At 67.6% G+C, this 23230-nt stretch carries 19 protein-coding genes; 8 read left to right on the forward strand and 11 right to left on the reverse strand.

Annotation, left to right across the window (positions count from 1 at the left end):
- Nucleotides 1-46 precede the first annotated feature (46 nt).
- Complete coding sequence (locus tag AAFN88_RS14515; protein WP_347521067.1) at nucleotides 47-1360, reverse strand: citrate synthase; 1314 nt, start codon at nucleotides 1358-1360, stop codon at nucleotides 47-49.
- Between the two features lie 109 nt (nucleotides 1361-1469).
- Nucleotides 1470-2891 (reverse strand): glutamate--tRNA ligase, encoded by a 1422-nt coding sequence (gene gltX, locus AAFN88_RS14520; protein WP_347521068.1) that lies wholly within the window; start codon nucleotides 2889-2891, stop codon nucleotides 1470-1472.
- Nucleotides 2892-3075: 184 nt separating this feature from the next.
- Between gltX and AAFN88_RS14525 the strand changes: the two genes are divergently transcribed.
- Nucleotides 3076-5241: a ComEC/Rec2 family competence protein gene (locus AAFN88_RS14525; protein WP_347521069.1), complete on the forward strand. Its 2166-nt coding sequence runs from the start codon at nucleotides 3076-3078 to the stop codon at nucleotides 5239-5241.
- A gap of 24 nt (nucleotides 5242-5265) precedes the next feature.
- Here the strand turns inward: AAFN88_RS14525 and lexA are convergent, their stop codons facing one another.
- The 6 genes from lexA to AAFN88_RS14555 all read right to left on the reverse strand — a co-directional run bounded on the left by lexA (nucleotide 5266) and on the right by AAFN88_RS14555 (nucleotide 10359).
- A complete protein-coding gene (gene lexA / locus AAFN88_RS14530) occupies nucleotides 5266-6000 on the reverse strand; it encodes a transcriptional repressor LexA (protein WP_347521070.1) in 735 nt (244 codons plus the stop codon).
- A gap of 183 nt (nucleotides 6001-6183) precedes the next feature.
- A complete protein-coding gene (gene glp / locus AAFN88_RS14535; RefSeq protein ID WP_347521071.1) occupies nucleotides 6184-7413 on the reverse strand; it encodes a gephyrin-like molybdotransferase Glp in 1230 nt (409 codons plus the stop codon).
- The gene (gene moaC, locus AAFN88_RS14540) at nucleotides 7414-7890 is read right to left on the reverse strand and encodes a cyclic pyranopterin monophosphate synthase MoaC (protein ID WP_347521072.1); all 477 of its coding nucleotides are present in this window, start codon (nucleotides 7888-7890) and stop codon (nucleotides 7414-7416) included.
- Between the two features lie 9 nt (nucleotides 7891-7899).
- Complete coding sequence (gene trpC, locus AAFN88_RS14545; RefSeq protein WP_347521073.1) at nucleotides 7900-8721, reverse strand: indole-3-glycerol phosphate synthase TrpC; 822 nt, start codon at nucleotides 8719-8721, stop codon at nucleotides 7900-7902.
- On the reverse strand, nucleotides 8718-9755 hold the full coding sequence (trpD, locus tag AAFN88_RS14550; RefSeq protein WP_347521074.1) for an anthranilate phosphoribosyltransferase: 1038 nt from the start codon (nucleotides 9753-9755) through the stop codon (nucleotides 8718-8720). The genes trpC and trpD overlap by 4 nt, the downstream gene beginning before the upstream one ends.
- Before the next feature lie 16 nt (nucleotides 9756-9771).
- On the reverse strand, nucleotides 9772-10359 hold the full coding sequence (locus tag AAFN88_RS14555; RefSeq protein ID WP_347521075.1) for an aminodeoxychorismate/anthranilate synthase component II: 588 nt from the start codon (nucleotides 10357-10359) through the stop codon (nucleotides 9772-9774).
- Nucleotides 10360-10545: 186 nt separating this feature from the next.
- Here AAFN88_RS14555 and cueR point away from each other — a divergent pair, with 186 nt between their 5' ends.
- Nucleotides 10546-10941, forward strand: coding sequence for a Cu(I)-responsive transcriptional regulator (gene cueR, locus AAFN88_RS14560; RefSeq protein ID WP_347521077.1), 396 nt, complete (start codon nucleotides 10546-10548; stop codon nucleotides 10939-10941).
- Between the two features lie 121 nt (nucleotides 10942-11062).
- On the forward strand, nucleotides 11063-12259 hold the full coding sequence (locus AAFN88_RS14565) for a divergent polysaccharide deacetylase family protein (protein ID WP_347521079.1): 1197 nt from the start codon (nucleotides 11063-11065) through the stop codon (nucleotides 12257-12259).
- A 326-nt stretch (nucleotides 12260-12585) separates the two neighbouring features.
- Here AAFN88_RS14565 and trpE read toward each other — a convergent pair whose 3' ends face one another.
- Together trpE and AAFN88_RS14575 are read right to left on the reverse strand one after the other, a co-directional pair.
- On the reverse strand, nucleotides 12586-14097 hold the full coding sequence (gene trpE / locus AAFN88_RS14570; protein WP_347521080.1) for an anthranilate synthase component I: 1512 nt from the start codon (nucleotides 14095-14097) through the stop codon (nucleotides 12586-12588).
- 5 nt (nucleotides 14098-14102) lie between these two features.
- On the reverse strand, nucleotides 14103-15983 hold the full coding sequence (locus tag AAFN88_RS14575; RefSeq protein WP_347521081.1) for a SurA N-terminal domain-containing protein: 1881 nt from the start codon (nucleotides 15981-15983) through the stop codon (nucleotides 14103-14105).
- 248 nt (nucleotides 15984-16231) lie between these two features.
- Between AAFN88_RS14575 and tpiA the strand changes: the two genes are divergently transcribed.
- The 4 genes from tpiA (at nucleotide 16232) to AAFN88_RS14595 (ending at nucleotide 20404) form a co-directional block, all read left to right on the forward strand.
- Nucleotides 16232-16975: a triose-phosphate isomerase gene (tpiA, locus tag AAFN88_RS14580; protein ID WP_347521082.1), complete on the forward strand. Its 744-nt coding sequence runs from the start codon at nucleotides 16232-16234 to the stop codon at nucleotides 16973-16975.
- A gap of 199 nt (nucleotides 16976-17174) precedes the next feature.
- The gene (secG, locus tag AAFN88_RS14585) at nucleotides 17175-17528 is read left to right on the forward strand and encodes a preprotein translocase subunit SecG (protein WP_347521083.1); all 354 of its coding nucleotides are present in this window, start codon (nucleotides 17175-17177) and stop codon (nucleotides 17526-17528) included.
- A 235-nt stretch (nucleotides 17529-17763) separates the two neighbouring features.
- Nucleotides 17764-19389, forward strand: coding sequence for a CTP synthase (locus tag AAFN88_RS14590; protein WP_347521085.1), 1626 nt, complete (start codon nucleotides 17764-17766; stop codon nucleotides 19387-19389).
- Nucleotides 19390-19426: 37 nt separating this feature from the next.
- A complete protein-coding gene (locus tag AAFN88_RS14595) occupies nucleotides 19427-20404 on the forward strand; it encodes an SH3 domain-containing protein (RefSeq protein ID WP_347521087.1) in 978 nt (325 codons plus the stop codon).
- Nucleotides 20405-20537: 133 nt separating this feature from the next.
- On the opposite strand, the gene kdsA is transcribed toward AAFN88_RS14595, so the two are convergent.
- Nucleotides 20538-21398, reverse strand: coding sequence for a 3-deoxy-8-phosphooctulonate synthase (gene kdsA, locus AAFN88_RS14600; protein ID WP_347521089.1), 861 nt, complete (start codon nucleotides 21396-21398; stop codon nucleotides 20538-20540).
- Nucleotides 21399-21690: 292 nt separating this feature from the next.
- Between kdsA and eno the strand changes: the two genes are divergently transcribed.
- On the forward strand, nucleotides 21691-22968 hold the full coding sequence (gene eno, locus AAFN88_RS14605; protein ID WP_347521090.1) for a phosphopyruvate hydratase: 1278 nt from the start codon (nucleotides 21691-21693) through the stop codon (nucleotides 22966-22968).
- Nucleotides 22969-23230 lie beyond the last annotated feature (262 nt).

A 23230-nucleotide genomic window follows, 5' to 3' on the forward strand; every position in this document is an offset into this window, starting at 1 on the left:
GCCGCTGCCGGTGCAGGGCGCCCTTTCTTCGACGTATAGCGGCCGCTCAGCGTTTGTCGAGCGGCACGTAGGCGCGCTCGGTTGCGCCGTGGTAGAGCTGGCGCGGGCGGCTGATGCGCTGCTTGGGATCCTCGATCATCTCGCGCCACTGGGCGACCCAGCCGACGGTGCGGGCCACGGCGAAGAGCACGGTGAACATCGAGGTCGGGAAGCCCATGGCCTTGAGGATGATGCCGGAATAGAAGTCCACGTTGGGGAACAGCTTCCTCTCGACGAAGTAGTCGTCCTCCAGCGCGATCTTCTCCAACTGCATGGCCATTTCCAGCATCGGGTCGTTGATGCCCAGCTCACCCAGCACCTCATGGCAGGACTTCTGCATCACCTTGGCGCGCGGATCGTAGTTCTTGTAGACCCGGTGGCCGAAACCCATGAGGCGGAAGGGGTCGTCCTTGTCCTTGGCGCGCTTGATGAACTCGGGGATTCGGTCCTTGTGGCCGATCTCGCCCAGCATCTGCAGCACGGCCTCGTTGGCGCCGCCGTGCGCCGGGCCCCAGAGGGAGGCGATACCGGCGGCGATGCAGGCGAAGGGATTGGCGTTACTGGAGCCGGCGATGCGCACCGTCGAGGTGGAGGCATTCTGCTCATGGTCGGCGTGCAGGATGAAGATGCGGTCCATGGCGCGGGCCAGCACCGGGCTGATTTTGTACTCCTCGCAGGGCACAGAGAACATCATGTGCAGGAAGTTCTCGGCGTAGTGCAGGTCGTTGCGCGGGTATACGAAGGGCTGGCCGACGGAGTACTTGTAGGCCATGGCGGCGATGGTCGGCATCTTGGCGATCAGCCGGTGCGAGGCGACCATGCGCTGATGCGGATCGTTGATGTCCGTGGAGTCATGATAGAAGGCGGACATCGCGCCGACCACGCCGACCATGACGGCCATGGGGTGCGAATCACGCCGGAACCCACGGAAGAAATTGTTCATCTGCTCATGCAGCATGGTGTGATAAGTGATTGATTTCTCGAATGCCGTCTTTTCATCGGCTTTCGGAAGTTCACCATGCAGCAGCAGGTAGCAGACATCCATGAAGTCGCTGTGCTCGGCCAGGTCCTCGATCATGTAGCCGCGGTGCATCAGGATGCCGACTTCGCCGTCGATGTAGGTGATATCGGAATCGCAGCTCGCCGTGGAAGTGAAGCCGGGGTCGTAGGTGAACATCCCCGTCTCGGCATAGAGCTTGCTGACATCGATGGCGCGCGGGCCGACGCTGCCGTCCAAAACCGGAAGTTCCAGGCTCTTCCCGGTGCTGTTGTCCGTCAGGGTCACTGTGGCCCTGTTGGCGGTCGGTTTGGCGTCGTTCATAGTCCCATCCCTCAACTGAAAAGTGCCCCCCGTCAGGGGGTGCCCGATGTTGGCGCGAGCATAGTGAACCGGACCGATTCAATCAATTGCCGCGGCGCAACATAGAGCGCTAGGAAGAAGTGCTCTGATCGGCGATCCGGGCCAGGGATTCCTCCCGACCCAGGATGCTGGCGACCTCGAAGATTCCCGGCGATACATTCGATCCGCTGAGCGCCGCCCGCAGGGGCTGGGCCACGTCGCCCAGCTTGCAGTCCTCGGCCTCGGCAAAGGCACGCACCGCCGCCTCGATGGCCGCCTCGTTCCACTCCGGCAATTGGCTCAGGCTGCTGTGCATGCGACCCAAACGGGCACGCGCTTCAGGCTTGAGGATCTTGTCTGCTTTGGGAGTCAGACTCAGCGGTCGCTCGATGACGTAAAATATCGCATTTTCAGCAAGTTCGACAAGGTTTTTCGCCCGCGCCTTGAGGCCATCCATACCGGCCGCGAGGCGCGCCCGAGCCTGCTCAGACAGCGGCCGTCCCAGGGTTTTCTCCAACTGCGGCACCAACAGCTCCACGAGACGCCCCGAGGCGGCCTCGCGCAGATAGTGGCCGTTCAGGCTCTCCAGCTTCACGAAGTCGAAGCGTGCCGCCGACTTGCCGACGCCCGCCAGGTCGAACCATTCGATCGCCTGCTCGGTGGAAATGATCTCGTCGTCGCCGTGGCCCCAGCCCAGGCGCAGCAGGTAGTTGCGCAGCGCTTCGGGAAGATAGCCCATGTCCCTGTAGGCCTCGACCCCCAGGGCGCCGTGGCGCTTGGACAGCTTTGCGCCGTCGGGGCCGTGGATCAGCGGGATGTGGGCGAAGAGCGGCGGTTCCCAGTCCAGGGCCCGGTAGAGCTGCGTCTGGCGGAAGGCATTGGTCAGGTGGTCGTCGCCGCGGATCACGTGGGTGACGCCCATGTCGTGGTCGTCGACCACCACCGAGAGCATGTAGGTCGGGGTGCCGTCGGCGCGCAGCAGGATCATGTCGTCCAGCTGGTCGTTGCGCACGGTCACCTCGCCCTGCACCAGGTCGGCGATCATCGATTCACCTTCCTGGGGCATCTTCAGGCGCACCACCGGGTCGATCCCGGCTGGCGCCTCGGAAGGATCACGGTCGCGCCAGCGCCCGTCATAGCGCATGGGACGCCCCTCGGCGCGGGCCGTGGCGCGCATCTCCTCCAGCTCCTCCGGCGAGCAGTAGCAGTGATAGGCCCTGCCGTTGGCCAGCAGTTCGCGCGCCAGTTCCGCGTGCCGCTCGGCACGGGAGAACTGATAGACGACGTCGCCGTCATGATCGAGGCCCAACCAGTCCAGGCCGTCGAGGATTGCGTCGATGGCCTCCTGCGTGGAGCGTTTTCGATCGGTGTCTTCGATGCGCAGCCGGAACTGGCCGCCGCAATGGCGGGCGAAGAGCCAGTTGAAGAGCGCCGTGCGGGCGCCGCCGATGTGCAGGAAGCCGGTGGGCGAGGGCGCAAAGCGCGTCACGACGGTACTGGTGTCGGTGGTCATCACTCTATCGCTAGCTGGTACGGGGTGTGAGGGCAGGGAAGCTGCTGCCCCCCGCCCGAAATGAGATGGCGCGGTTTACCACGCCGGAAGACCCTCGGCAAACGGCCGCTATTCCTCTTTTGCGCGTAATTCACAGATATTACAATCGCCAAGGTTAACGGCGAATTTGACGGGAGAGCCGGCGATGCGGACGCTGCCCGGCACAGGGGAAAGCGGGCAGCAGCGACCCGCAGCGCACGACATCCCAGGGCCGGCCGGGCGGGCCCGGGACAACCTGCTGGCCGAGCGCGGCCGCTGGCCGCTCTGGGTGCCGGTACTGCTGGGCGCCGGTATCGGCGCCTACTTCTGGAGTCCGTCGGAACCACCCGCCTGGCTCGGCCCCGCTGCCGTCCTGACATTTCTCCTCACCGCCTGGAGCCTCCGCCGGGCACCGGGCCTCACCCTCGCGCTCCTCGCGTTGCTTGCCGTGGCCGCCGGTTTCGCCCTGGCCCAACTGCGCACGCAACTCGTCGCCGCGCCGGTCCTGGAGCGCGCCTGGGGGCCGGCCGAGTTGACGGCGGAGGTTCTGGCAAGCGAGCCACGGACACGCGGCTTTCGCCTCCACCTCAGGCCCCTCGCGATGCAGGGCCTGGCGGAGGACGCCCTGCCGGCGAGACTGCGCGTCACCGTGGCCGGAATGGCAGCCGCGCCGCTGCCGGGCAGCCGCCTTCGTCTGCGCGCATCCCTCAGGCCGCCGAGCCCGCCGGCCCTGCCGGGCGCCTTCGACTTCGCGCGCCAGGCCTGGTTCCAGCGCCTCGGCGGCATCGGCTTCGCCTACGGCAAAGCGGACATTCTGGCCCCGCCGCAGAGCAGCGGCGCGTCCGCGGCCTGGGCGCGCTGGTGGGCCGGGCTGCGCCAGACCGTCGCCGAGCGGATCGCCGCACGGATCGACGGACAAGCCGGCGCGGTCGCCGTGGCGTTGATCACCGGACAGCGCGGCGGCATCAGCGAGGCGGTCCGCGCCGACATGCGCGCAGCGGGCCTGGCCCATCTGCTGGCCATCTCCGGCCTTCACATGGGCCTGGCGGCAGGCTGCCTGTTCTTCTTTCTCCGCGCAGGGCTGGCCCTGGTCCCCGGCTTGGCGCTGCATCAACCGATCAAGAAGTGGGCGGCGGTGGCCGCCGTGGCCGGGGCCTTCGTCTACCTGAACCTGGTGGGCACCAGCATCCCGGCTCAACGCGCCTTCCTCATGGTTGCCGTGGTTCTTCTGGCGGTCTTGCTGGACCGCCGTGCGCTCTCTCTGCGCCTGGTTGCCTGGGCGGCCGCGGTGATCCTCGTCACGGCACCGGAGAGCCTCATGTCGGCCAGCTTCCAGATGTCCTTCGCCGCCGTCACGGCGCTCATCGCCGCCTACGAAGCCTGGGAGGGACGCCGCTCGCGCCGTCGCGCGGCACGGGGGCCGGGTGTAAAGCTGATCGCCTACTTCGCCGGCGTCGCCGCGACTTCGGTCATCGCCATCCTCGCCACCGGTCCCTTCGCCGCCTTTCACTTCCAGCGCCTGGCGCTCTACGGCCTCCTCGCGAACCTGGTGGCGGTGCCGCTGACCGCCTTCTGGATCATGCCATGGGCCGTGCTGGCCCTGCTGCTCATGCCGTTCGGCGGCGAAGCGTTGGGCCTCGTGCCCATGAGCTGGGGCATCCAACTGCTGCTCGGCCTGGCCGGGACGGTCGCGGCCTGGCCGGCGGCCAGCCTGCAGGTCCCGCCCATGCCCGACTGGGGCTTGGGGCTGGCGGTCTTGGGCGGCTTATGGCTCTGCCTCTGGCAGCGGCCGTGGCGGTGCTTGGGGTTGGCGCTGGTCCTCGCCGGGGCGCTCTCTCCGCTGAGCTTCGAGCCGCCGAGCCTGCTGGTCAGCGGCGATGGCCGGCAAGCGGGCCTGCGCGACCCGGAAGGAACCCTCTGGGTCGCCTGGCCGCGCGGCAGCCGCTTCGTGCTCGACAGTTGGGCGCGGCAGTCCTTCGCGACCCAGACCCTCGCCTGGCCGGGCCTCGGGGAAGGGACCGCTGCCGGGTTGAACTGCGATCCCCTCGGCTGCCTCTACCGCGAAAAGGGCTCGACCCTGGCGGTGCTGCGCGACCCGCGCGGCGCGGCCGACGACTGCCGCCTGGCCGAGGTCCTGGTCAGCCTGGAGCCGCTGCGACGCCAGCCCTGCCGCGGGCCGCTGGTGGTCATCGATCGCTTCGATCTCTGGCGCCAGGGCGCTCAGGCGGTGTGGCTGGGACCGGGAGGCCCCGTCGTCAGGACCGTGGCCGGACAGCAGGGCGCACGGCCCTGGTCGCCCTATCCGGCGCGCAACACCTGGCGGAAGAGATAGGCGCAGAAGAGATCGGCGGGAGTCCTAGTAGCGCCTTAGCAAGCCGACGAGACGGCCCTGGATGGCGACGCGCTCGGGCGGAAAGATCCGGGTTTCGTAGTTCTTGTTGGCCGGCTCCAGGGCGATAGCGCCGCCCTTGCGGCGCAGCCGCTTCAAGGTGGCCTCTTCGTTGTCGACCAGAGCCACCACGATGGTGCCGTTCTCGGCACTCTCGCAGCGCTCGATGATCACCGTGTCGCCGTCCAGGATGCCCGCGTCGACCATCGAATCGCCGTCGACCTCCAGGGCGTAGTGCTCACCGCTGCCCATGATGGAGGAGGGCACGTCGACGTAGTTCGAATAGTCGCGCAAGGCCTCGATCGGCGTGCCGGCGGCGATCCGGCCGTAGAGCGGCAATTGGATCGCGTCGCTGTCGTTGGCGGCCTGGGCGCCGGGGATCGACGAGGAGAACCCGCCCCGGATGACCTTGGGGGCGAAGCCGCCGCGGGCGTCGCCGCCCTGGGGCGCCGATTCCGCCGCCGCTTCCTCGGCCTCGCCGGCCATGTCATTGGGCAATCGCAGCACCTCCACGGCCCGGGCCCGGTGCGGCAGGCGGCGGATGAAGCCGCGCTCCTCCAGGCCGGTGATCAGCCGGTGGATGCCCGACTTCGACTTCAGGGCCAAGGCATCCTTCATTTCGTCGAAGGACGGCGAGACCCCGTGCTTCTGCAAGTGGCGGTGGATGAAGAGCAGGAGTTCGTGCTGCTTTTTGGTGAGCATGGATCGATACACCCCAGGGTGTCGTCATTCGTCTTCGAAGCGACACAAAATATGGAACAAAACAAAAACCTGGGCACATGTTCTAGTTTAGTTCTCATATGAGGTCAAGGGCTATGTCAGGAATCGGTCAGGTGCCGCCATCCGCCCCTGCGGCGAGCGGCGGCCTGACGGAAACGCCAGCGCCTAAAGACCGGGAACCATATCCGGAAAGGACAGCACCTCGACCAGGTCGCCCTTGGCAGCGGCGGGGGCGTGGGGCGCCCGGACGATGAGACCGTCCGCGGCCGCCAGCAGCGCCAGCATGGAGGAGTCCTGGCGCCCGTAGGGCGTCACCGTCCGCCGTCCGTCGCCATTCTCGGCGACGGTGGCGCGCAGATAGTCCTGGCGCCGGTCGTTGGGTCCGAGATCGGCGCCCAGCACCATCTGCTGCAGCGGATGGGGCGGTAGATCAAGGCCCAGCAGGGCGTTCAGCGCGGGGCGCGCGTAGAGCAGGGAGCAGACCACGGCGGAGACCGGGTTGCCCGGCAGGCCGATCATCGGCGTCCCGCCCAGTTGGCCGAATATCAGCGGCTTGCCCGGGCGCATGGCGATCTTCCAGAAATCGATTTCCAGGCCCCGCTCGCCCAGCACCTTCTGCACCAGGTCGTGCTCGCCCACCGAGGCGCCGCCCGTGGTGAGCAGCAGGTCGGCGCCCTTGGCGCCGGCCGCGAGCGCCGCCAACTGCTCTTCCTTGTCCGGCGCGATGCCGAGCTGCACCGGCTCGCCGCCGCAGGCGCGCACGAAGGCCGCCAAGGCAAGACCGTTGGAGCTGACGATCTGGCTGGAGCCCAGCGGCTCGCCGGGCATCACCACTTCGTCGCCGGTGGCAAGGATGGCGACACGCGGGCGCCGGCGGACCTGAACCCAGGGGTGGTTCATGGCGGCGATGAGGCCGACGTCGCGGACGCCGAGCAAACGTCCGGCGCGCGGTCCCGGATCGCCTTCGGCGAAGTCGAGGCCGGCGGGCCGCACGTAGTTGCCGGGCTTGCAGGATTCCTTGACCGTGACCCAACGCTCGCCATCTGGGCCGTCGCCGGCCTCGGTGTCTTCCTGGATGACGATGGAATCGGCGCCCGCGGGCAGGGGCGCGCCGGTGAAGATGCGCACGGCTTCGCCGGCGCTCATCTCGCCCTCGAAGAGCCCGCCGGCCGGAACCGCGCCGATGACCTTCAGCGTCGCCGGTACCCTGGCGACATCGGCGGCGCGCACCGCGTAGCCGTCCATGGCGGAGACCGCGTGCGGCGGCTGGGTCACCCGCGCGCGCACCTCGGCGGCCAGCACCCGGCCGAAGGCTTCCGCGATGCTCACCGTCTCGGCGGGCAGAGGAGCGAAGTTCTTGAGGATACGCTCCAGCGCTTCGGCCACGGAAATCATCTACGAAGCCTCATAGGTGCCGGACTTGCCGCCGGCCTTGTGGGTCAGGCGCACTTCGGTGATGCGCATGCCGCGGTCGACCGCCTTGCACATGTCGTAAACCGTGAGCGCCGCCACGCTGACGGCGGTGAGCGCTTCCATCTCGACGCCGGTGCGCCCTTTCAACTTGCAGGTCGCCGTAATGTCGACGGCGTTGCGCGCCTCGTCGAGGGTAAGGTCGACCTTCACCGAGGTGAGCGCCAGCGGATGGCACAGCGGGACCAGGTCCGGCGTGCGCTTGGCGCCCATGATCCCGGCCAGCCGCGCCACCGACAGGACGTCACCCTTCTTCACGCCGCCGTCGCGGATCATCGCCAGGGTCTCGGGCTGCATGATCACGGAACCCTGGGCCGTGGCGGTCCGCTCGGTCACGTCCTTGTCGGAGACGTCGACCATGACGGCCTTGCCCTCGGCATCGAAGTGGGTGAATTCGGCCATCGCTTTTCCTTACGCCGCGTGAACGCGGCCCTGCACCAGCTCGGCGGTGGCGGCGGTGACGTCGTCCTGGCGCATGAGGGATTCGCCAATCAGGAAGGCCCGCGCGCCGGCGGCGGTCATACGCGCCAGGTCGGCCGGCTTGTAAAGGCCGCTCTCGGCCACCAGCAGGCGGTCCTTGGGCACGCGCGGCGCCAACTCCTCGGTGGTCTTCAAATCGACTGCGAGAGTCTTGAGATTACGGTTGTTGATGCCGACCAGCGGCGACTTCAGCTTCAGGGCGCGGTCCAGTTCTTCTCCGTCGTGCACCTCGACCAGCACGTCCATGCCGAGGTCGAGGGCCAGGCTTTCCAGCTCCACCGCCTGGGCGTCCTCCAGGGCGGCCATGATGAGCAGGATACAGTCGGCGCCCAAGGCGCGGGATTCGACGATCTGGTAGGGATCGAGCATGAAGTCCTTGCGCAGGCAGGGCAGGGGCACGGCGTCGCGCGCCATGACCAGGAAGCCGTCGGCGCCCTGAAAGTAGGGCTCGTCGGTCAGCACCGAAAGGCAGGCCGCGCCGCCGGCCAGATAGGCCTCCGCCAGGCGTGGCGGGTCGAAATCGGCGCGGATCAGGCCCTTGCTGGGCGAGGCCTTCTTGATCTCGCAGATGAGCGCGTTGGCCCCGCTGGCGGCCTTGGCCTCCAGAGCGGCGCGGAAGCCGCGCGGGGCCGAGGCCGCGGCGGCGCGCTCTTCCAGCACCTCCAGCGGCGTCACGGCCTTGCGGGCGGCGATCCAGTCGCGCTTGTCGGCGCAGATCTTCTGCAGGACGTCGCTCTTGGGTTTGGCACTCATGCCGGCACCGTCTCGTTGGTGATGCGCACCAAGCGGTTCAGCGCCTCCAGCGCGCGGCCGGAATCGACGGCGTCCGCCGCCAGGGCCACGCCTTCTTTCAGGTCGCCCGCCTTACCGGCGATGACCAGCGCCGCGGCGCTGCCCAGCAGCACGATGTCGCGGTAGGCGCTGTGCTCGCCCTCCAGCATGGCGCGCAGCACCGCCGCGTTGTGCTCGCGGTCGCCGCCGACCAGGTCTTCCATCTTGGCGACCGGCAGGCCGGCGTCGGCCGGCGTGATCTCGAAGGTGGCGACCTTGCCGTCCTTCAGCTCGGCCACCTGCGTCGGGCCCAAGGTGGAGACCTCGTCCATGCCGCCGGCGCCGTGCACCACCCAGGCGCGCTCGTGGCCCAGGTCGCGCAGCACCTCGGCCAGCGGCTCCAGCCACTGCGGCGCGAAAACGCCGATCAGCTGGTGTCTCACCTTGGCCGGGTTGGACAACGGGCCCAGCAGATTGAATATCGTGCGGGTGCCCAGTTCGACGCGCGTCGGGCCGACGTGGCGCATGGCGCTGTGATGGCGCTGGGCCATGAGGAAGCAGGTCCCCGCCTCAACCAGGGCGCGCTCGACCAGGGTGAAGTCGGCCTCGATGTTGACGCCGAGCGCCTCCAGCACGTCGCTGGCCCCGCTCTTGGAGGAAGCGGCGCGGTTGCCGTGCTTGGCGACAGGCACGCCGCAGGCGGCGACCACGAACTGGCTGCCGGTGGAGATGTTGTAGGTGCCGGTGCCGTCGCCGCCGGTGCCGCAGATATCGATGGCGCCCTCGGGCCGCCTGACGGTGGTCATCTTCGAGCGCATGACCGTGGCGGCGCCGGTGATTTCCTCAACCGTCTCGCCGCGCACGCGCAGCGCCATCAGGAAACCGCCCATCTGCGCCGGGGTGGCGTTGCCGGACATCATGATGTCGAAAGCCTGCTCGGCTTCGTCGCGCGCCAGCCTGCCGCCGGTCGCGACCTTGCCGATCAGCCCCTTGAGGTCGGGCATGTCTCCGGTCATCCGCAGCGCCTCCGCGTCAGGCCGCCGCGGCCGGGTCGGCAAGCTTGAGGAAGTTGCGCAGCAAGGCGTGACCGTGCTCGGAAGCGATGCTCTCCGGATGGAACTGCACCCCGTAGATCGGCAGCGACCTGTGTTGCAGGCCCATGATGACGCCGTCGTCGGATGTGGCGGTAACCTCCAGCTGGTCGCCGGGGAAGCTCGCCGGATCGATGGTCAGCGAGTGATAGCGCGTGGCGGTGAGCGGCGAGGGCAGCCCGGCGAAGACGCCTTTGCCCTCGTGCGTCACCTGGCTCAGCTTGCCGTGCATCGGCTCGGGCGCCCGCACGACCTTGCCGCCGAAGTGCTGACCGATGGCCTGGTGGCCCAGGCAGACGCCCAACAGCGGGACTTTACCGGCGGCGGCCGAGATCAGTTCCAGGCAGACGCCCGCCTTGTCCGGATCGCAGGGGCCCGGCGAGATGACGATGCCCTGGGGCTGCAAGGCCAGGGCCTCCGCCGCGGTGATCTTGTCGTTGCGGCGCACCTCGATCTTCGCCCCCAATTCCCCCAGGAAGTGGAAGAGGTTGTAGGTGAAGCTGTCGTAGTTATCGATTAGCAGAAACATTTCAGATGCTTGCGCCGCGCTTTTAACTCTTGTTTTCGCCTTTTGGTTCCCACTTATAACAGGCCGGCGGGCGCTACGGAAAGCGGGCAAATCGCCGCTGACGGCCCTGGTCAAGGCCTTGGCTTGACCTTACAGTGACTAGAAGGTTGAATCTCCACCAAATCGCCTCAGCCAGGGAGCAGACTCATGAACATCGGCACCGCCGCAGCACATTCCGGGGTCCCGGCCAAGACCATCCGCTACTACGAGTCCGTCGGCCTGATCCAGCCCGCCGAGCGCACCGCCTCCGGCTACCGGGTCTACGGCAGGCAGGACGTCGAGACCCTGCGCTTCGTGCAGCGGGCGCGGAGCCTGGGATTTTCGGTGGAAGATGTCGGCAGCCTGTTGGCGCTGTGGCGCGACCGCAGCCGCTCCAGCGCCGAAGTGAAGGCGCTCGCGCGGCACCGGGTCGAAGACATCGACCGCAAGATCGCCGAGCTGACCGAGATGCGCGAGACCTTGCTGCACCTGATGGAACGCTGCCACGGCGACGAACGCCCGGAATGCCCGATCCTCCAGGGCCTCGCCGGCAAGGCGGGGTGAACCGCCTTTCGAGGCGCCGCTCCCGTTTCCGCTGGCCGGCGGCGCGCGGCGCCTCCGTAGCCGGGACCTCGCATCTTTCGCCACAGCTTCGTTAACCATCGCGTGATAGGCTCCGCCGGCCATGACGAAGGGCGATTCGCATAAGAACCGGCGGCGCCGCCGCAAGCCGAGCGGTGAGGCGCTGTGGAACACCGCCGCGGTCTCCGGGCTGCTGCTCATCGGTCTGCTGCTGGGTGCGATCGCAGGAGTTTTCCTGGATCGTCAGGGTCTGCTGGGCCCGTCGCCGGCCGGGCTGCAGAGTGCCCTGCGCGAAGCCCCGGCACCTCCGGCCCCCAAGCCCTCACGCCCCGACCCCCGCGTCGTGGCCGCGGCGCCCGAGATCGACCGCGAAGCCCTGGAGGCCCAGTACCACGAGGTGCTGCGCGCCGAACAGACCGCCGAGGCGCCGGCGCCGTTGCCCAACATCCCCAGCGACTGGCAGAACGACAGCGGCGCGGCGCGGCAACTGCCGGCGATCCCTGTTCCCGATCGCGGCGTCACCGGGCCACCTCTATGGCAGCAGCATGCCGTGGCCGTTGCGCCGGCGCAGGGCCGTCCGATGATCGCCATCGTCCTCGACGATGTCGGCGTCAACCGGCGCGGCGCGCGCAATGCCATCGCGCTGCCGGGACCATTGACCCTGTCCTTCATGACCTACGCCCATGACCTGCCGGAGATGACGGCACAGGCACGGGCCGCTGGGCACGAACTGATGCTGCACGTCCCCATGGCGCCGCGCAGCGCCGAGATGGATCCCGGCCCCAACGTGCTGCGCGAGGACATCCCGCGCGCCGAACTGCTGCAACGCCTCACTTGGGGCCTGGCACGTTTCGACGGCTACGTCGGCATCAACAACCACATGGGCAGCCGTTTCACCGCCGCGCCCGAGGGCATGGCTTTGGTCATGGGCGAGTTGAAGGCGCGGGGTCTGCTGTTCCTCGATTCACTCACCGCCGCCGACTCGGTCGCCGCGACATTGGCAGCGCGGGCGGAAGTGCCCTACGCGGTGCGCGATGTCTTCCTGGACAACGAGCCGGCCAATCCGGCCGCGATCCACCGGCAGCTCGCGATCCTGGAACAACGGGCAAGGGAGCGCGGCTACGCCGTCGGCATCGGCCATCCCCACGACGGCACCGTCGCGGCGCTGAGGGAGTGGATTCCCGAAATGCAGGCGCGCGGCCTCGTCCTGGTGCCCATCTCCGCCATCGTACGGCACCGCCAGAGCCTCGCCATGCAACAGACCGCGGGCGCGGAACGGCGTTCGGCGGCTCTCCCTTAGAAAGTTCCGGGGAGTAGAAACTCAAAAGGGGCCGCATCGCTGCGGCCCCTCCATGAGCTGGTTCAGTCGAGGACCCCGAGAACGGGATCCGCTTCGAAGGCGTTACGAGTCGGACGAAGGCTGCTCCATCAAACCCGTAAAACATCCAAGGCCCTGCGACTTCACCGAAATCTCATGCGACATTGGATCACCTCCTTTCAGCTGTTGAAACAGATCTGAACTATCCACCCGATTCGCGAGAACCGGCAAGACAATTCACGCCTTCAGAATGCGCTCAACTCGTCGTCAAAAGGTTAATTCGGCGCGACGAGTGCCGGAGAAAAGCCCTAGTTGCCGCGCCGGGCGGCGAAGCGTACCGCTTCCTCGGCGGCGCGCAGGATGGCGCGGGCCTTGTTCCAGCACTCCTGATGCTCGGACTCGGGCTTGGAGTCGGCGACGATGCCGGCGCCGGCCTGGATGAACATGGTGCCGTCCTTGACCACGGCGGTGCGCAGGGCGATGCAGGTGTCCATGGCCCCGCCGGCGCCGAAATAGCCGACGCAGCCGCCGTAGATGCCGCGGCGCTCCGGCTCCAGTTCCTCGATGATCTCCATGGCCCGCACCTTCGGCGCACCGGAAACCGTGCCCGCGGGGAAGCCGGCGATCAGTGCGTCCATGGCGTCCTTGCCCTCGGCCAGCTTGCCTTCGACGTTGGAGACGATGTGCATGACGTGGCTGTAGAGCTCGATGACGTTCTTCTCCGTCACCTTGACGCTGCCGACTTCGGCGACGCGGCCGACGTCGTTGCGGCCCAGGTCGAGCAGCATAAGGTGCTCGGCCAGTTCCTTGGGATCGGCCAGCAAGTCCTCGGCCAGCGCGCGGTCCTCTGCCGGCGTGGCGCCGCGCGGGCGGGTGCCGGCGATGGGACGGATGGTCACCGTGTCGTCGCGCAGGCGCACCAGGATCTCAGGGCTGGAGCCGACGATGGCGTGGGTGCCGAAGTCGATGAAGAAGAGGAAGGGCGAAGGGTTGAGCCGGCGCAGCGCGCGGTAGAGCGCGAAGGGCGGCAGCTTGAAGGGCAGGGAGAGGCGCTGCGAAAGCACCACCTGAAAGATGTCGCCTGCCAGGATGTAATCCTTGGCCTTGGAGACCATGGCCTGGTAGTCCGCCTGCGTCATGTTGGCGCTGGCCCCCGGCAGCTCTTCCAAATCGGCGATGACGTCGCGGCGCTGCGGCAGGGGCCGTTCGAAGTCCTGGGCCACGTCGGCCAGGCGCTCGCAGGCCTGAGCGTAAGCGGCGCGCGCCGAGACGTCGTCGCGCGGCCAGACCGGCGTAAAGACCGTCACCAGATCCTCGACCCGGTCGAAGACCGCGACCACCGTCGGCCGGATGAAGAGGCCGTCGGGCACCTCGATGGCGGTCGGGTTCTCCTCCGGCAGATCTTCCATCAGCCGCACCGTGTCGTAGCCCATGTAGCCCAGCAGGCAGGAGGCCATGGGCGGCAGACCCTCAGGCAACTCGAAGCGGCACTCCTCGATCAGCGCGCGCAGGCTGTCCAGTACGGGCATGTCCAAGGGCTCGAAGCTGTTTGCCTCGAAGCGGGCCTTGCGGTTGATCTCCGCCTCGCTGCCATGGCAACGCCAGATGATATCGGGGCGCATTCCCAGGAAGGAATAGCGCCCGATAATGGAGCCGCCCTCGACCGATTCGAAGAGAAAGGCGTTGGGCTTGCCCTCGGCGAGCTTCAGAAAGGCGGAGACGGGCGTCTCCAGGTCGGCGATCAGCGCCGTGTACACGACCTGCGCGCGCCCGGCATCATAGGCCGCCTCAAAGGCGGTAAAGTCTGGTTCCGTCAGCATGGAAGCTAGAATCCCGCGACGACCGCATCGACGAGGCGCTGGTTCACCGTGACGTCGAAGTCTTGCTGCAGGGCGACCAGGAACTGCTGGAAAATATCGTCCTGCAGGGACGCCGTGAGCTGCTCTTCCAACTGCGCCAGCCGGGCGTCGCGGCCTTCTTCGGCCGGCGGCAGAACTTCCTTCAGCTTCACGACGATCTGGCTGCCGGGAACACTGAAGGTCGCGGCCTCGCCCTCAGCGAGTTCGAAGAGCTGCTGGGCGATCAGCGGGTGAGGGATGCGCTGCGCGTCGCTCTCGTTGCGCGTCACCGCCTGCGTCTCCAGTACCTCCAGCCCCTCGGCCTCCGCTACGGCCGCGAGATCCTCGCCCGACTTCAGGCGATCGGCGATGGCCTCGCCTTTCTCCCGCGCCAGGCGTTCACGCTCGAGCGCCTGCCACAGTTCGACCACCTCCTCACGGACCTCTTCCAGTGGCTTCTTCTCCGCCGGGGTGACGCCGTCGACCCGCACCATGAAGAAGTCGCCGGCGCTGGACTCCTTGAGGGTGCTGGATTCGCCGGCTTGGAGGGGATTAAGCGTGGAGAGGAAACCGGCCAGCGGCGGCAGGTCCTGCACCATTTCCCCTTCAGGATTGCGGCCCTGACTGTCGATCGCCGGAATTTCGCGCACCTCGAGATTCAAGAAGCCGGCGGCCTGTTCCATGCTGGAGCCGTTGGCCAGTTCCTCGTCGAACTGATTGGCGATGCCGATCAGCACCTCGACGGCCTCGGCGGTCGCGACTTCCTTGCGCAGTTCGTCGCGGTGTTCCTCGAAGTCGGCTTCCTTGGCCGGTTCAATCGCCGAGACGCTCAGCACGTGCCAACCGAGGGCGCTTTGGACCGGCGCGGTGACCTGCCCCATATCCAGGGCGAAAACGGCTGAACTCAGTTCGTCCGGCAGATTGTCCTGGGTCACCTGGCCCAGGTCGACCGGCGCGCGCCCGGTGACGTCTTCCACCACGGCGGCGAAGTCGCCGCCTTCCGCCAACTTGTCGGCGAGGGCCTGGGCCGCGGCCTCGTCAGGCAGCACCGCCTGGCTCACGCTCCGCCGCTCGGGCTGGAAAAACTCCGCCTTGCGCGTCTCGAAGGTTTCGATCAGCCGGTCTTCGGGCACGGCGACCTTCGATGCCGCCTCGGCCAGGTTCAGGAAGACCAGAGAGACGCTCTTGTAGGACGGTTTCATGAAGCGTCCCGACGCCTCGTCGTAAACCGTCTGCAGCGCCGCGTCGTCGGGTGCCTCCAGGTCGTCGAAGCCCGCCTGGGGGATCTCCACGTAGTCGGCGACCCGGCGCTCCTCACGGTAGGCGAAGACCTGTTCGGCCAGGCTCACCGGAGCCGCGGCGCCCTCGATGACGGCTCCGACGATCTGCCGGCGCTTGGTGTCGTCGCTGACCTGCGCCATATAGCCCTGCTCGCTCATGCCGATCTGGCGCAGGAAGGTGGCGAAACGGTTACGGTCGAAGTTGCCGGCGCCGTCCTGGAAGGCCGGGTTCTCGATGACCTGCTCTTTCATCTGCTGCTCGGTGACCAACAGGCCCATGCGCCGGGCCTTCTCGTCCAGCACGGCCCGGCTGATCATCTGGCTCAGCACCTGCTGCGGGATCCCGAAGGCGCGCACCTGGTCCCCGGTGAGCTGCGTGCCCAGCCGGCGGTTCAGGTTCGCCACCTCGCTCGACAGCTCGTTGGAGAAGTCGCGCTGTTCGATAACCGTGCCGCCGATTTCGGCCACCACCTGGGCCTGGCCGCCGCCGCGGAAGATGTCGCCAATGCCCCAAACGGCGAAGCTCAGGATCAGCAGGCTGAACAGGATGACCGTGACGATCTTGATGAGCAGGTTACGGGCTTTCATGGCAATACAACGACTTCACTGCGGTTCGTGGGACGGCCAGCCTGCGGGCCGCGTCCGGGCCGGAGGCCTCGGGGCGGTGACCAGCGTAGCGGGCGCGGCAGTGTAGAAAGGCGTCCTGGCCCCGGCAATACGCAATTCCGCCTCATTTTTGCGGCAGCGCCGGGCATGGCCATGCCCAAAACCCTGTGCTAGTTAGGCGCGGCCTGATGACACCCAAATCCTGACAGGAGGCACTCGGGGGAGCTGCGATGAGAGCATTGATTGCCGGCAACTGGAAAATGAACGGCCTGACCGAGGACGCCAAGGCCCTCGCTGCTGGCTTGAAGGCGCTGGATGGGCAAGGGGAGTCGAGCGCCGAACTGCTGGTCTGTCCGCCGTTTCCCTATCTGGGGCTGGTGGCGCAGCAACTGGCCGGCAGCCGCATCGCGCTGGGCGGCCAGGACTGCCACGGCGCCGCCGCCGGCGCTCATACCGGCGATACCGCTGCCCCCATGCTGCGCGACATCGGCTGCAGCTACGTGATCCTGGGCCATTCCGAGCGCCGGGCGGACCACGGCGAAACCGATGTCCAGGTGCGCGGCAAGGCCGAGTCCGCTCTGGCCGCCGGGCTGGTGCCCATCGTCTGCGTCGGCGAGACCGAGCAGGAGCGCAATGCCGGCCAGGCCCTCAACGTCATTGCCCGCCAGGTGAAGGGCTCGGTGCCCGCCGGCATGGAGGCCGAGCGCCTGGTGGTGGCCTACGAGCCCGTCTGGGCCATCGGCACCGGCCGTACGGCGACCCCGGCCGACGTGGTGGAGGTCCACACCGAGATCCGGCGCCTGCTGGTCGGGCTGGTCGGTGAGGGGGCCCAGAGCGTGCGGATCCTCTACGGCGGCTCGGTAAAGCCCGACAACGCCGCCGAGCTGCTGTCCCAGGCCAACGTGGACGGCGCCCTGGTCGGCGGCGCCAGCCTGAAGGCCGAGGATTTCTGGGCCATCGCCCGCAGCGCCTGAGCCGGGGCAGGGTGGCCGCATCGCGGCCTGCCGGCAGCCGGAAAGGCCCATTTTCTGACTGTTTTCTCTGGTCTTTCCGGGCCGGAACCATTACATAGCCGGGCGAAGCCAGCCCCCCTCATCGGCGCTGGGGACCCGATCCGGCGCCCGCGCGAGAGGCGCGGCGGGCCCGCAGGCAAGCCAGCAGGTAAAAGTCATCATGGTAGAAGTACTTCTGGTTGTTCACATTCTTCTGGCGCTGGCGCTGATCGGCGTGGTGCTGCTGCAGCGGAGCGAGGGCGGCGGCCTGGGCATCGGCGGCGGTGGCGGCGGTGGCGGCGGCATGGGCGGCTTCCTGACCGGCCGCGGCACGGCCAACCTGCTGACCCGGACCACGGCGATCCTGGCGGCCGGCTTCATGGCGACCAGCGTTCTGCTGACCATCCTGGCGGGCGCCGACAAACCGACGTCGATCCTCGACACCCTGCCGGGCCAGACGGGCCCCTCGGGGACCGCCGCACCGGCAGTCCCGGCGCCGGCCGGGCCGAGCGAACCCACCGTTCCGACCCAATAACCGGCAACGCCGCGGACGAATCGGCGCGCCCGGCGCGCTTGGATTCGCACGCGCCATTGGTCCCGCGAGGGGTTCCGACACCCCACCGACTGGGCCACGCTGACGGCGTGGCCTGCCAAGAGCGATGAACTTCGCCAGGATTCCGGCGGGGTTTTCAATTCCGGACCTGCGCCATCGCAGAGTCATCCTAGGAAGGCTTGCTTACTCCCTCATGATTGTTCAATAGTGTTCGCCCATGGCGCGGTTCATCTTCATCACCGGCGGCGTGGTTTCCTCCCTCGGAAAAGGTCTCTGCGCAGCGGCGCTCGGTTCGCTGTTGCAGGCTCGCGGGTTCAAGGTCCGGCTTCGTAAGCTCGACCCTTACCTGAACGTGGATCCGGGAACCATGTCGCCCTATCAGCACGGCGAGGTCTACGTCACCGATGACGGTGCCGAGACCGACCTGGATCTCGGTCACTACGAACGCTTCACCGGCGTGCCCGCTCGCAAGAGCGACAACGTGACCACGGGGCAAATCTACTCTCAGGTTCTGGCGCGCGAACGGCGCGGCGACTATCTTGGCGCGACGGTGCAGGTCATTCCGCACGTCACGGATGCCATCAAGGCCTTCGTGCGCGCGGACCTGACCGACGAGGATTTCGTGATCTGCGAAATCGGCGGCACCGTCGGCGACATCGAGGGGCTGCCCTTCCTGGAGGCCATCCGCCAGCTCGGCAACGAACTGGGGCGCGAGCAGAGCCTGTTCCTCCACGTGACGCTGATCCCCTTCATCGCCGCGGCCGGCGAGCTGAAGACCAAGCCGACCCAGCACTCGGTCAAGGAGCTGCAGTCGGTCGGCATCAAGCCGGACATCCTGGTCTGCCGCGCCGAACAGGAGATTCCCAAGGACGAGCGCCGCAAGATCGCTCTGTTCTGCAATGTGCGCGAGGAAGCGGTGATCCCCGCGCTCGACGTGAAGTCGATCTACGCGGTGCCCCGGGCCTATCACGAAGAGGGACTGGACGACGAAGTCTGCCGCCACTTCCAACTGGACGCGCCGCCGCCCGACCTGTCGAGCTGGGACTATGTCACCCAGCGCGTCAACGAGCCGGACGGCGAGGTCACCATCGGCGTTATCGGCAAGTACGTCAGCCTGCTGGACGCTTACAAGTCGCTGGCGGAATCGCTCGCTCACGGCGGCATCGCCAACAACGTGAAGGTCAAGGTCTCCTGGCTCGATTCCGAGATTTTCGAGAGCGACGGCACCATTCAGCAGCTTGAAGGAGTCCACGGCATCCTGGTGCCCGGCGGCTTCGGCGAGCGCGGGGCGGAGGGCAAGATCGCCGCCGTGCGCTTCGCGCGCGAACGCCAGATCCCGTACTTCGGCATCTGCTTCGGGATGCAGATGGCGGTCATCGAGGCGGCGCGCAATCTGGCCGGCCTGCCGCAGGCGGGCTCCACCGAGTTCGGCAGCCCCGTCGACCCGGTGGTCGGCCTGATGACCGAGTGGTCGCGCGGCAACGCGGTCGAACGGCGCGACACCGAAAGCGATCTGGGCGGCACCATGCGTCTGGGCGCCTATCCCTGCGTCCTCAAGGATGGCTCCAAGGTCCGCATGATCTATGACAGCGAGTCGATCAGCGAACGCCACCGCCATCGCTACGAGGTGAACATCAACTACCGGGAGATGCTGGAGAAAGCGGGTCTGGAGTTCTCCGGCCTGTCGCCCGACGGCGTCTTGCCGGAAATCGTGGAGCTGCCTTCACACCCCTGGTTCGTGGGCGTACAGTTCCATCCGGAATTGAAGTCGAAGCCGTTGGATCCGCATCCGCTGTTCACATCGTTCGTCGCCGCCGCCGTCGAGCAGTCCCGCCTGGTCTAGAGGCTCCGGTTTGGCGAACTGCGACCAAAGGAGCGCCATGCGCTTTCTCTCACGCCTAGTGGCGCTGTCCAGCCTCCTCCTTGCCGCGGCGGGCGGCGGCGGGGCGGCGGCCCAGATCGCCAGCGAGACGGTCGAGTTCCCGTCGGGCAGCGAGGACGTGACCCTGCGGGGGTCGCTGCAGGGGGCGGAGATCGCCATCTACGAGGTCGCCGCCGTCGAAGGAAAGAAGCTGGGCGTCGGCCTGGAGACCAGCAACCCCGCCAACTATTTCAACATCTCGGCGCCGGGCGCCAAGGAAGCCGCCTTCATAGGCTCGACCCAGGGCAACTACGGCGAGGTTGTGCTCTCCCAGCCGGGTGCCTACCGGATCACGGTCTACCTGATGCGCAACGCCGCGCGCCGAGGCGAGATCGCCGACTACAAGCTGTCGGTCAGCCTGCTGCCCGCCAGCGATTTCGCCGACGGGCTCTCCGGCGGACCGGACTACTGGGAAGTGCATGGCGTCGGCAGCGCGCTGCGCCTCAGGGCCGGACCGTCGCGGGAGCACGGCGTGATCGGCGCGCTCGGCAACGGCGAGGTGGTGCGCAACCTCGGCTGCCGGATGAGCGGCGACGCGCGCTGGTGCCGGGTCGAGACGCTGCGCGAGGGGCAACAGGGCTGGGCGGCCGGCGGTTTCCTGCGAGAGGGGACGCCGCCGCGCGAGCCCGACCGCCGGAACCTGGCGGGCAACGGCCAGCGCTTCGACGCAACCGGCGTGCTGCCCTGCGCACCGCTTGCGGGCCAGCCGACCGCCTCCTGCGACTTCGGCGTGATCCGCGAGCGCAAGCCAGGCTACGCCGGCCTCTGGATCAGGATCGGGGAGGGGGCCGAGCGCTATTTCCTCTTCGAGGAGGGCAAGCCGGTCTACACCAACGGCGCCGGCGAGATTTCCGTCGAGCGCCTCGGCGATCTACAGCTCCTGCGTCTTGGCGAGGAGCGCTACGAGGTCCCCGACGCGGTCATCTACGGCGGCTAGAGCAGCTCAGGGTCGGCTGGAATCGCCGAAGGCGATCCACCGGCCCTGTGAATCTGCTCTTTACCTTTGAGATAGATCGGATTCACACGTTTAGGCGGAACCACAATGTGATTCCGCCTAAACGTGATCCGATCTAGTAAGCGTTGTAGCCGTGCACGGCGGTGTGCAGGGCCTTCAGCTTTCCGAGCAACTCGGCGGCGCCTGACAGCGGCAGACAGCTCGGCCCGTCGCAGAGGGCCTTGTCCGGGTCCGGGTGGAACTCCAGGAACATGCCGTCGACGCCCGCCGCCACGGAGGCGGCGGCGAGGACCGCGACGCCTTCGCGCCGGCCGCCGCTGGCCACCCCGTCGGCGTCCTTCCGGGCGCCGGGCAACTGCACCGCGTGGGTCGCGTCCATGGTGACCGGCACGCCCAGCCTCTGCATCTCCGGGATCGCCAGCATGTCGACCACCAGGTTGTTGTAGCCGAAGGAAGAGCCGCGCTCGCAGAGGATGGTCATGTCCTTGGCGGCGGCCTCCTCGATCTTGCGCAGCAGGGAATGGCAGTCCCAGGGCGCCAGGAACTGGGCCTTCTTCACGTGCAACAGCCCCTCGTTCTTCAGGGTCGCACGGGCGGCGGCCACCACCAGATCGGTCTGGCGGCACAGGAAGGCGGGGATCTGCACCAGGTCGGCCACTTCGGCCACCGGCTCGGCCTGCTCGACCTCGTGCAGGTCGGTGCAGATCGGCACCTGGAAGGTCTCCTTCACCTCCGCCAGGACCTTCAGGCCCTCCGCCATACCGGGGCCGCGGTAGCTCTTGAAGGAGGAGCGGTTGGCCTTGTCGAAGCTGGCCTTGAAGACGAAGGGCAGATCCAGGGCCGCCGTCACCTCCTTCAGGTGGCGGGCGGTCTCCAGCGCCAGGTCCCGGTCCTCCAGCACGTTGAGCCCCAGTATGCAGAAGAGCTTCTGGCCGCTGCCGATCGACAGGTTCCATTTGCGGAGGGTGAGTTGCATGAAGGAGATCCTCTGGCGAGACGGGAAAGGAGCGGCCTTGGCCGCCGCAGCTTCTTAACCCCAGCCCCTGGAGGCCGCAAGAGGGGAAGAGGGCAAGGGAAGGCGGCTGATCGGAGGCGAGAAAATGGCGGCCGGAAGCGAATGTTCAGCAGCTTCTTGTGAGGCAAGGCCGCTCGCCGGTCGACAATCCCTCTCCGCTCGCCTATAGGTCAGGCGCAAATGCCTTTCCCCCGATGCGCTGGCCGAACGCCGGCCCTCGGGAATGATGAATCCTAAGAACGCCGAGAGGGACATGACCGCAATCATCGATATTCAGGCTCGGGAAATCCTCGATTCCCGGGGCAATCCGACCATTGAAGTGGACGTCACCCTGGAGAGCGGCGCCTTCGGCCGCGCCGCTGTGCCCTCCGGCGCCTCGACCGGCGCCCACGAGGCCGTGGAACTGCGCGACGGCGACGCCAAGCGCTATGGCGGCAAGGGCGTCCTCAACGCGGTGGATGCGGTCAATCACGAGATCTTCGACGTGCTCTCGGGCCTGGACGGCGAGGACCAGGTGCATATCGACCAGACCCTGATCGAGCTGGACGCCACGGCCAACAAGGGCCGCCTGGGCGCCAACGCCATCCTCGGCGTCTCCCTGGCGGTGGCCAAGGCAGCGGCGGAGGAGGCGGGCCTGCCGCTCTACCGCTACGTCGGCGGGACCTTCGCGCGCACCCTGCCGGTGCCGATGATGAACATCGTCAACGGCGGCGCCCATGCCGACAACCCGATCGACATCCAGGAATTCATGATCATGCCGGTCGGCGCCGAGAGCTTCGCCGAGGCGGTGCGCACGGGCTCCGAGATCTTCCACGCCCTGCGCAAGGGCCTGAAGGACGCCGGCCACAACACCAACGTCGGCGACGAGGGCGGCTTCGCCCCCAACCTCGCCTCCACCGACGAGGCCCTGGGCTTCGTCGCCCGCGCCACCGAGGCCGCCGGCTACAAGCTGGGCGACGACGTCATGCTGGCCCTCGACTGCGCCTCCACCGAGTACTTCAAGAACGGCAAGTACGTGCTGGCCGGCGAGGGCAAGGAACTGGAGCCCGGCGCCATGGTCGACTACCTGGCCGATCTCTGCGCCCGCTACCCCATCCTCTCCATCGAGGACGGCATGAGCGAGGACGACTGGGAGGGCTGGGCGGCCCTGACCGAGCGCCTGGGCGGCGAGGTCCAGTTGGTCGGCGACGACCTCTTCGTCACCAACCCGGTGCGCCTGCGCGACGGCATCGCCAAGGGCGTCGCCAACTCCATCCTGGTGAAGGTCAACCAGATCGGCACCCTGAGCGAGACCCTGGAGGCCGTCGAGACGGCGCACTGCGCCGGCTACACCGCGGTCATGTCGCACCGTTCCGGCGAGACCGAGGACGCCACCATCGCCGACCTGGCGGTGGCCACCAACTGCGGCCAGATCAAGACCGGCTCGCTGTCGCGCTCCGACCGCCTGGCCAAGTACAACCAGCTGATCCGCATCGAGGAAGAACTGGACACCGCGGCGATCTATGCCGGCCGGAGCGTGCTGCGCGGCTGACGCCCTTTAACCTGCGGTCATGCTCGGGCTTGTCCCGAGCATCCAGGGCAACCGGCCCTTCATTGGCCCTGGACCCTCGGCACAAGGCCGAGGGTGACGGGAGGAGGGGCTCCTTACCCGCTTGATCCCCGCGCCCAGGTTCAATAGGCGACTCCGGGTTTGAGTCCAAAACGCGAACCTCAGCGCTTTCGAGTCGTTTTTTGAATCTATTTGGAATCTTTGACTCTTTTTGCCTTGACCGGGCGAATCGGGATGTGATTCG

It is taken from the genome of Pelagibius sp. CAU 1746 (assembly GCF_039839785.1).
Lineage (GTDB): Bacteria > Pseudomonadota > Alphaproteobacteria > Kiloniellales > Kiloniellaceae > Pelagibius.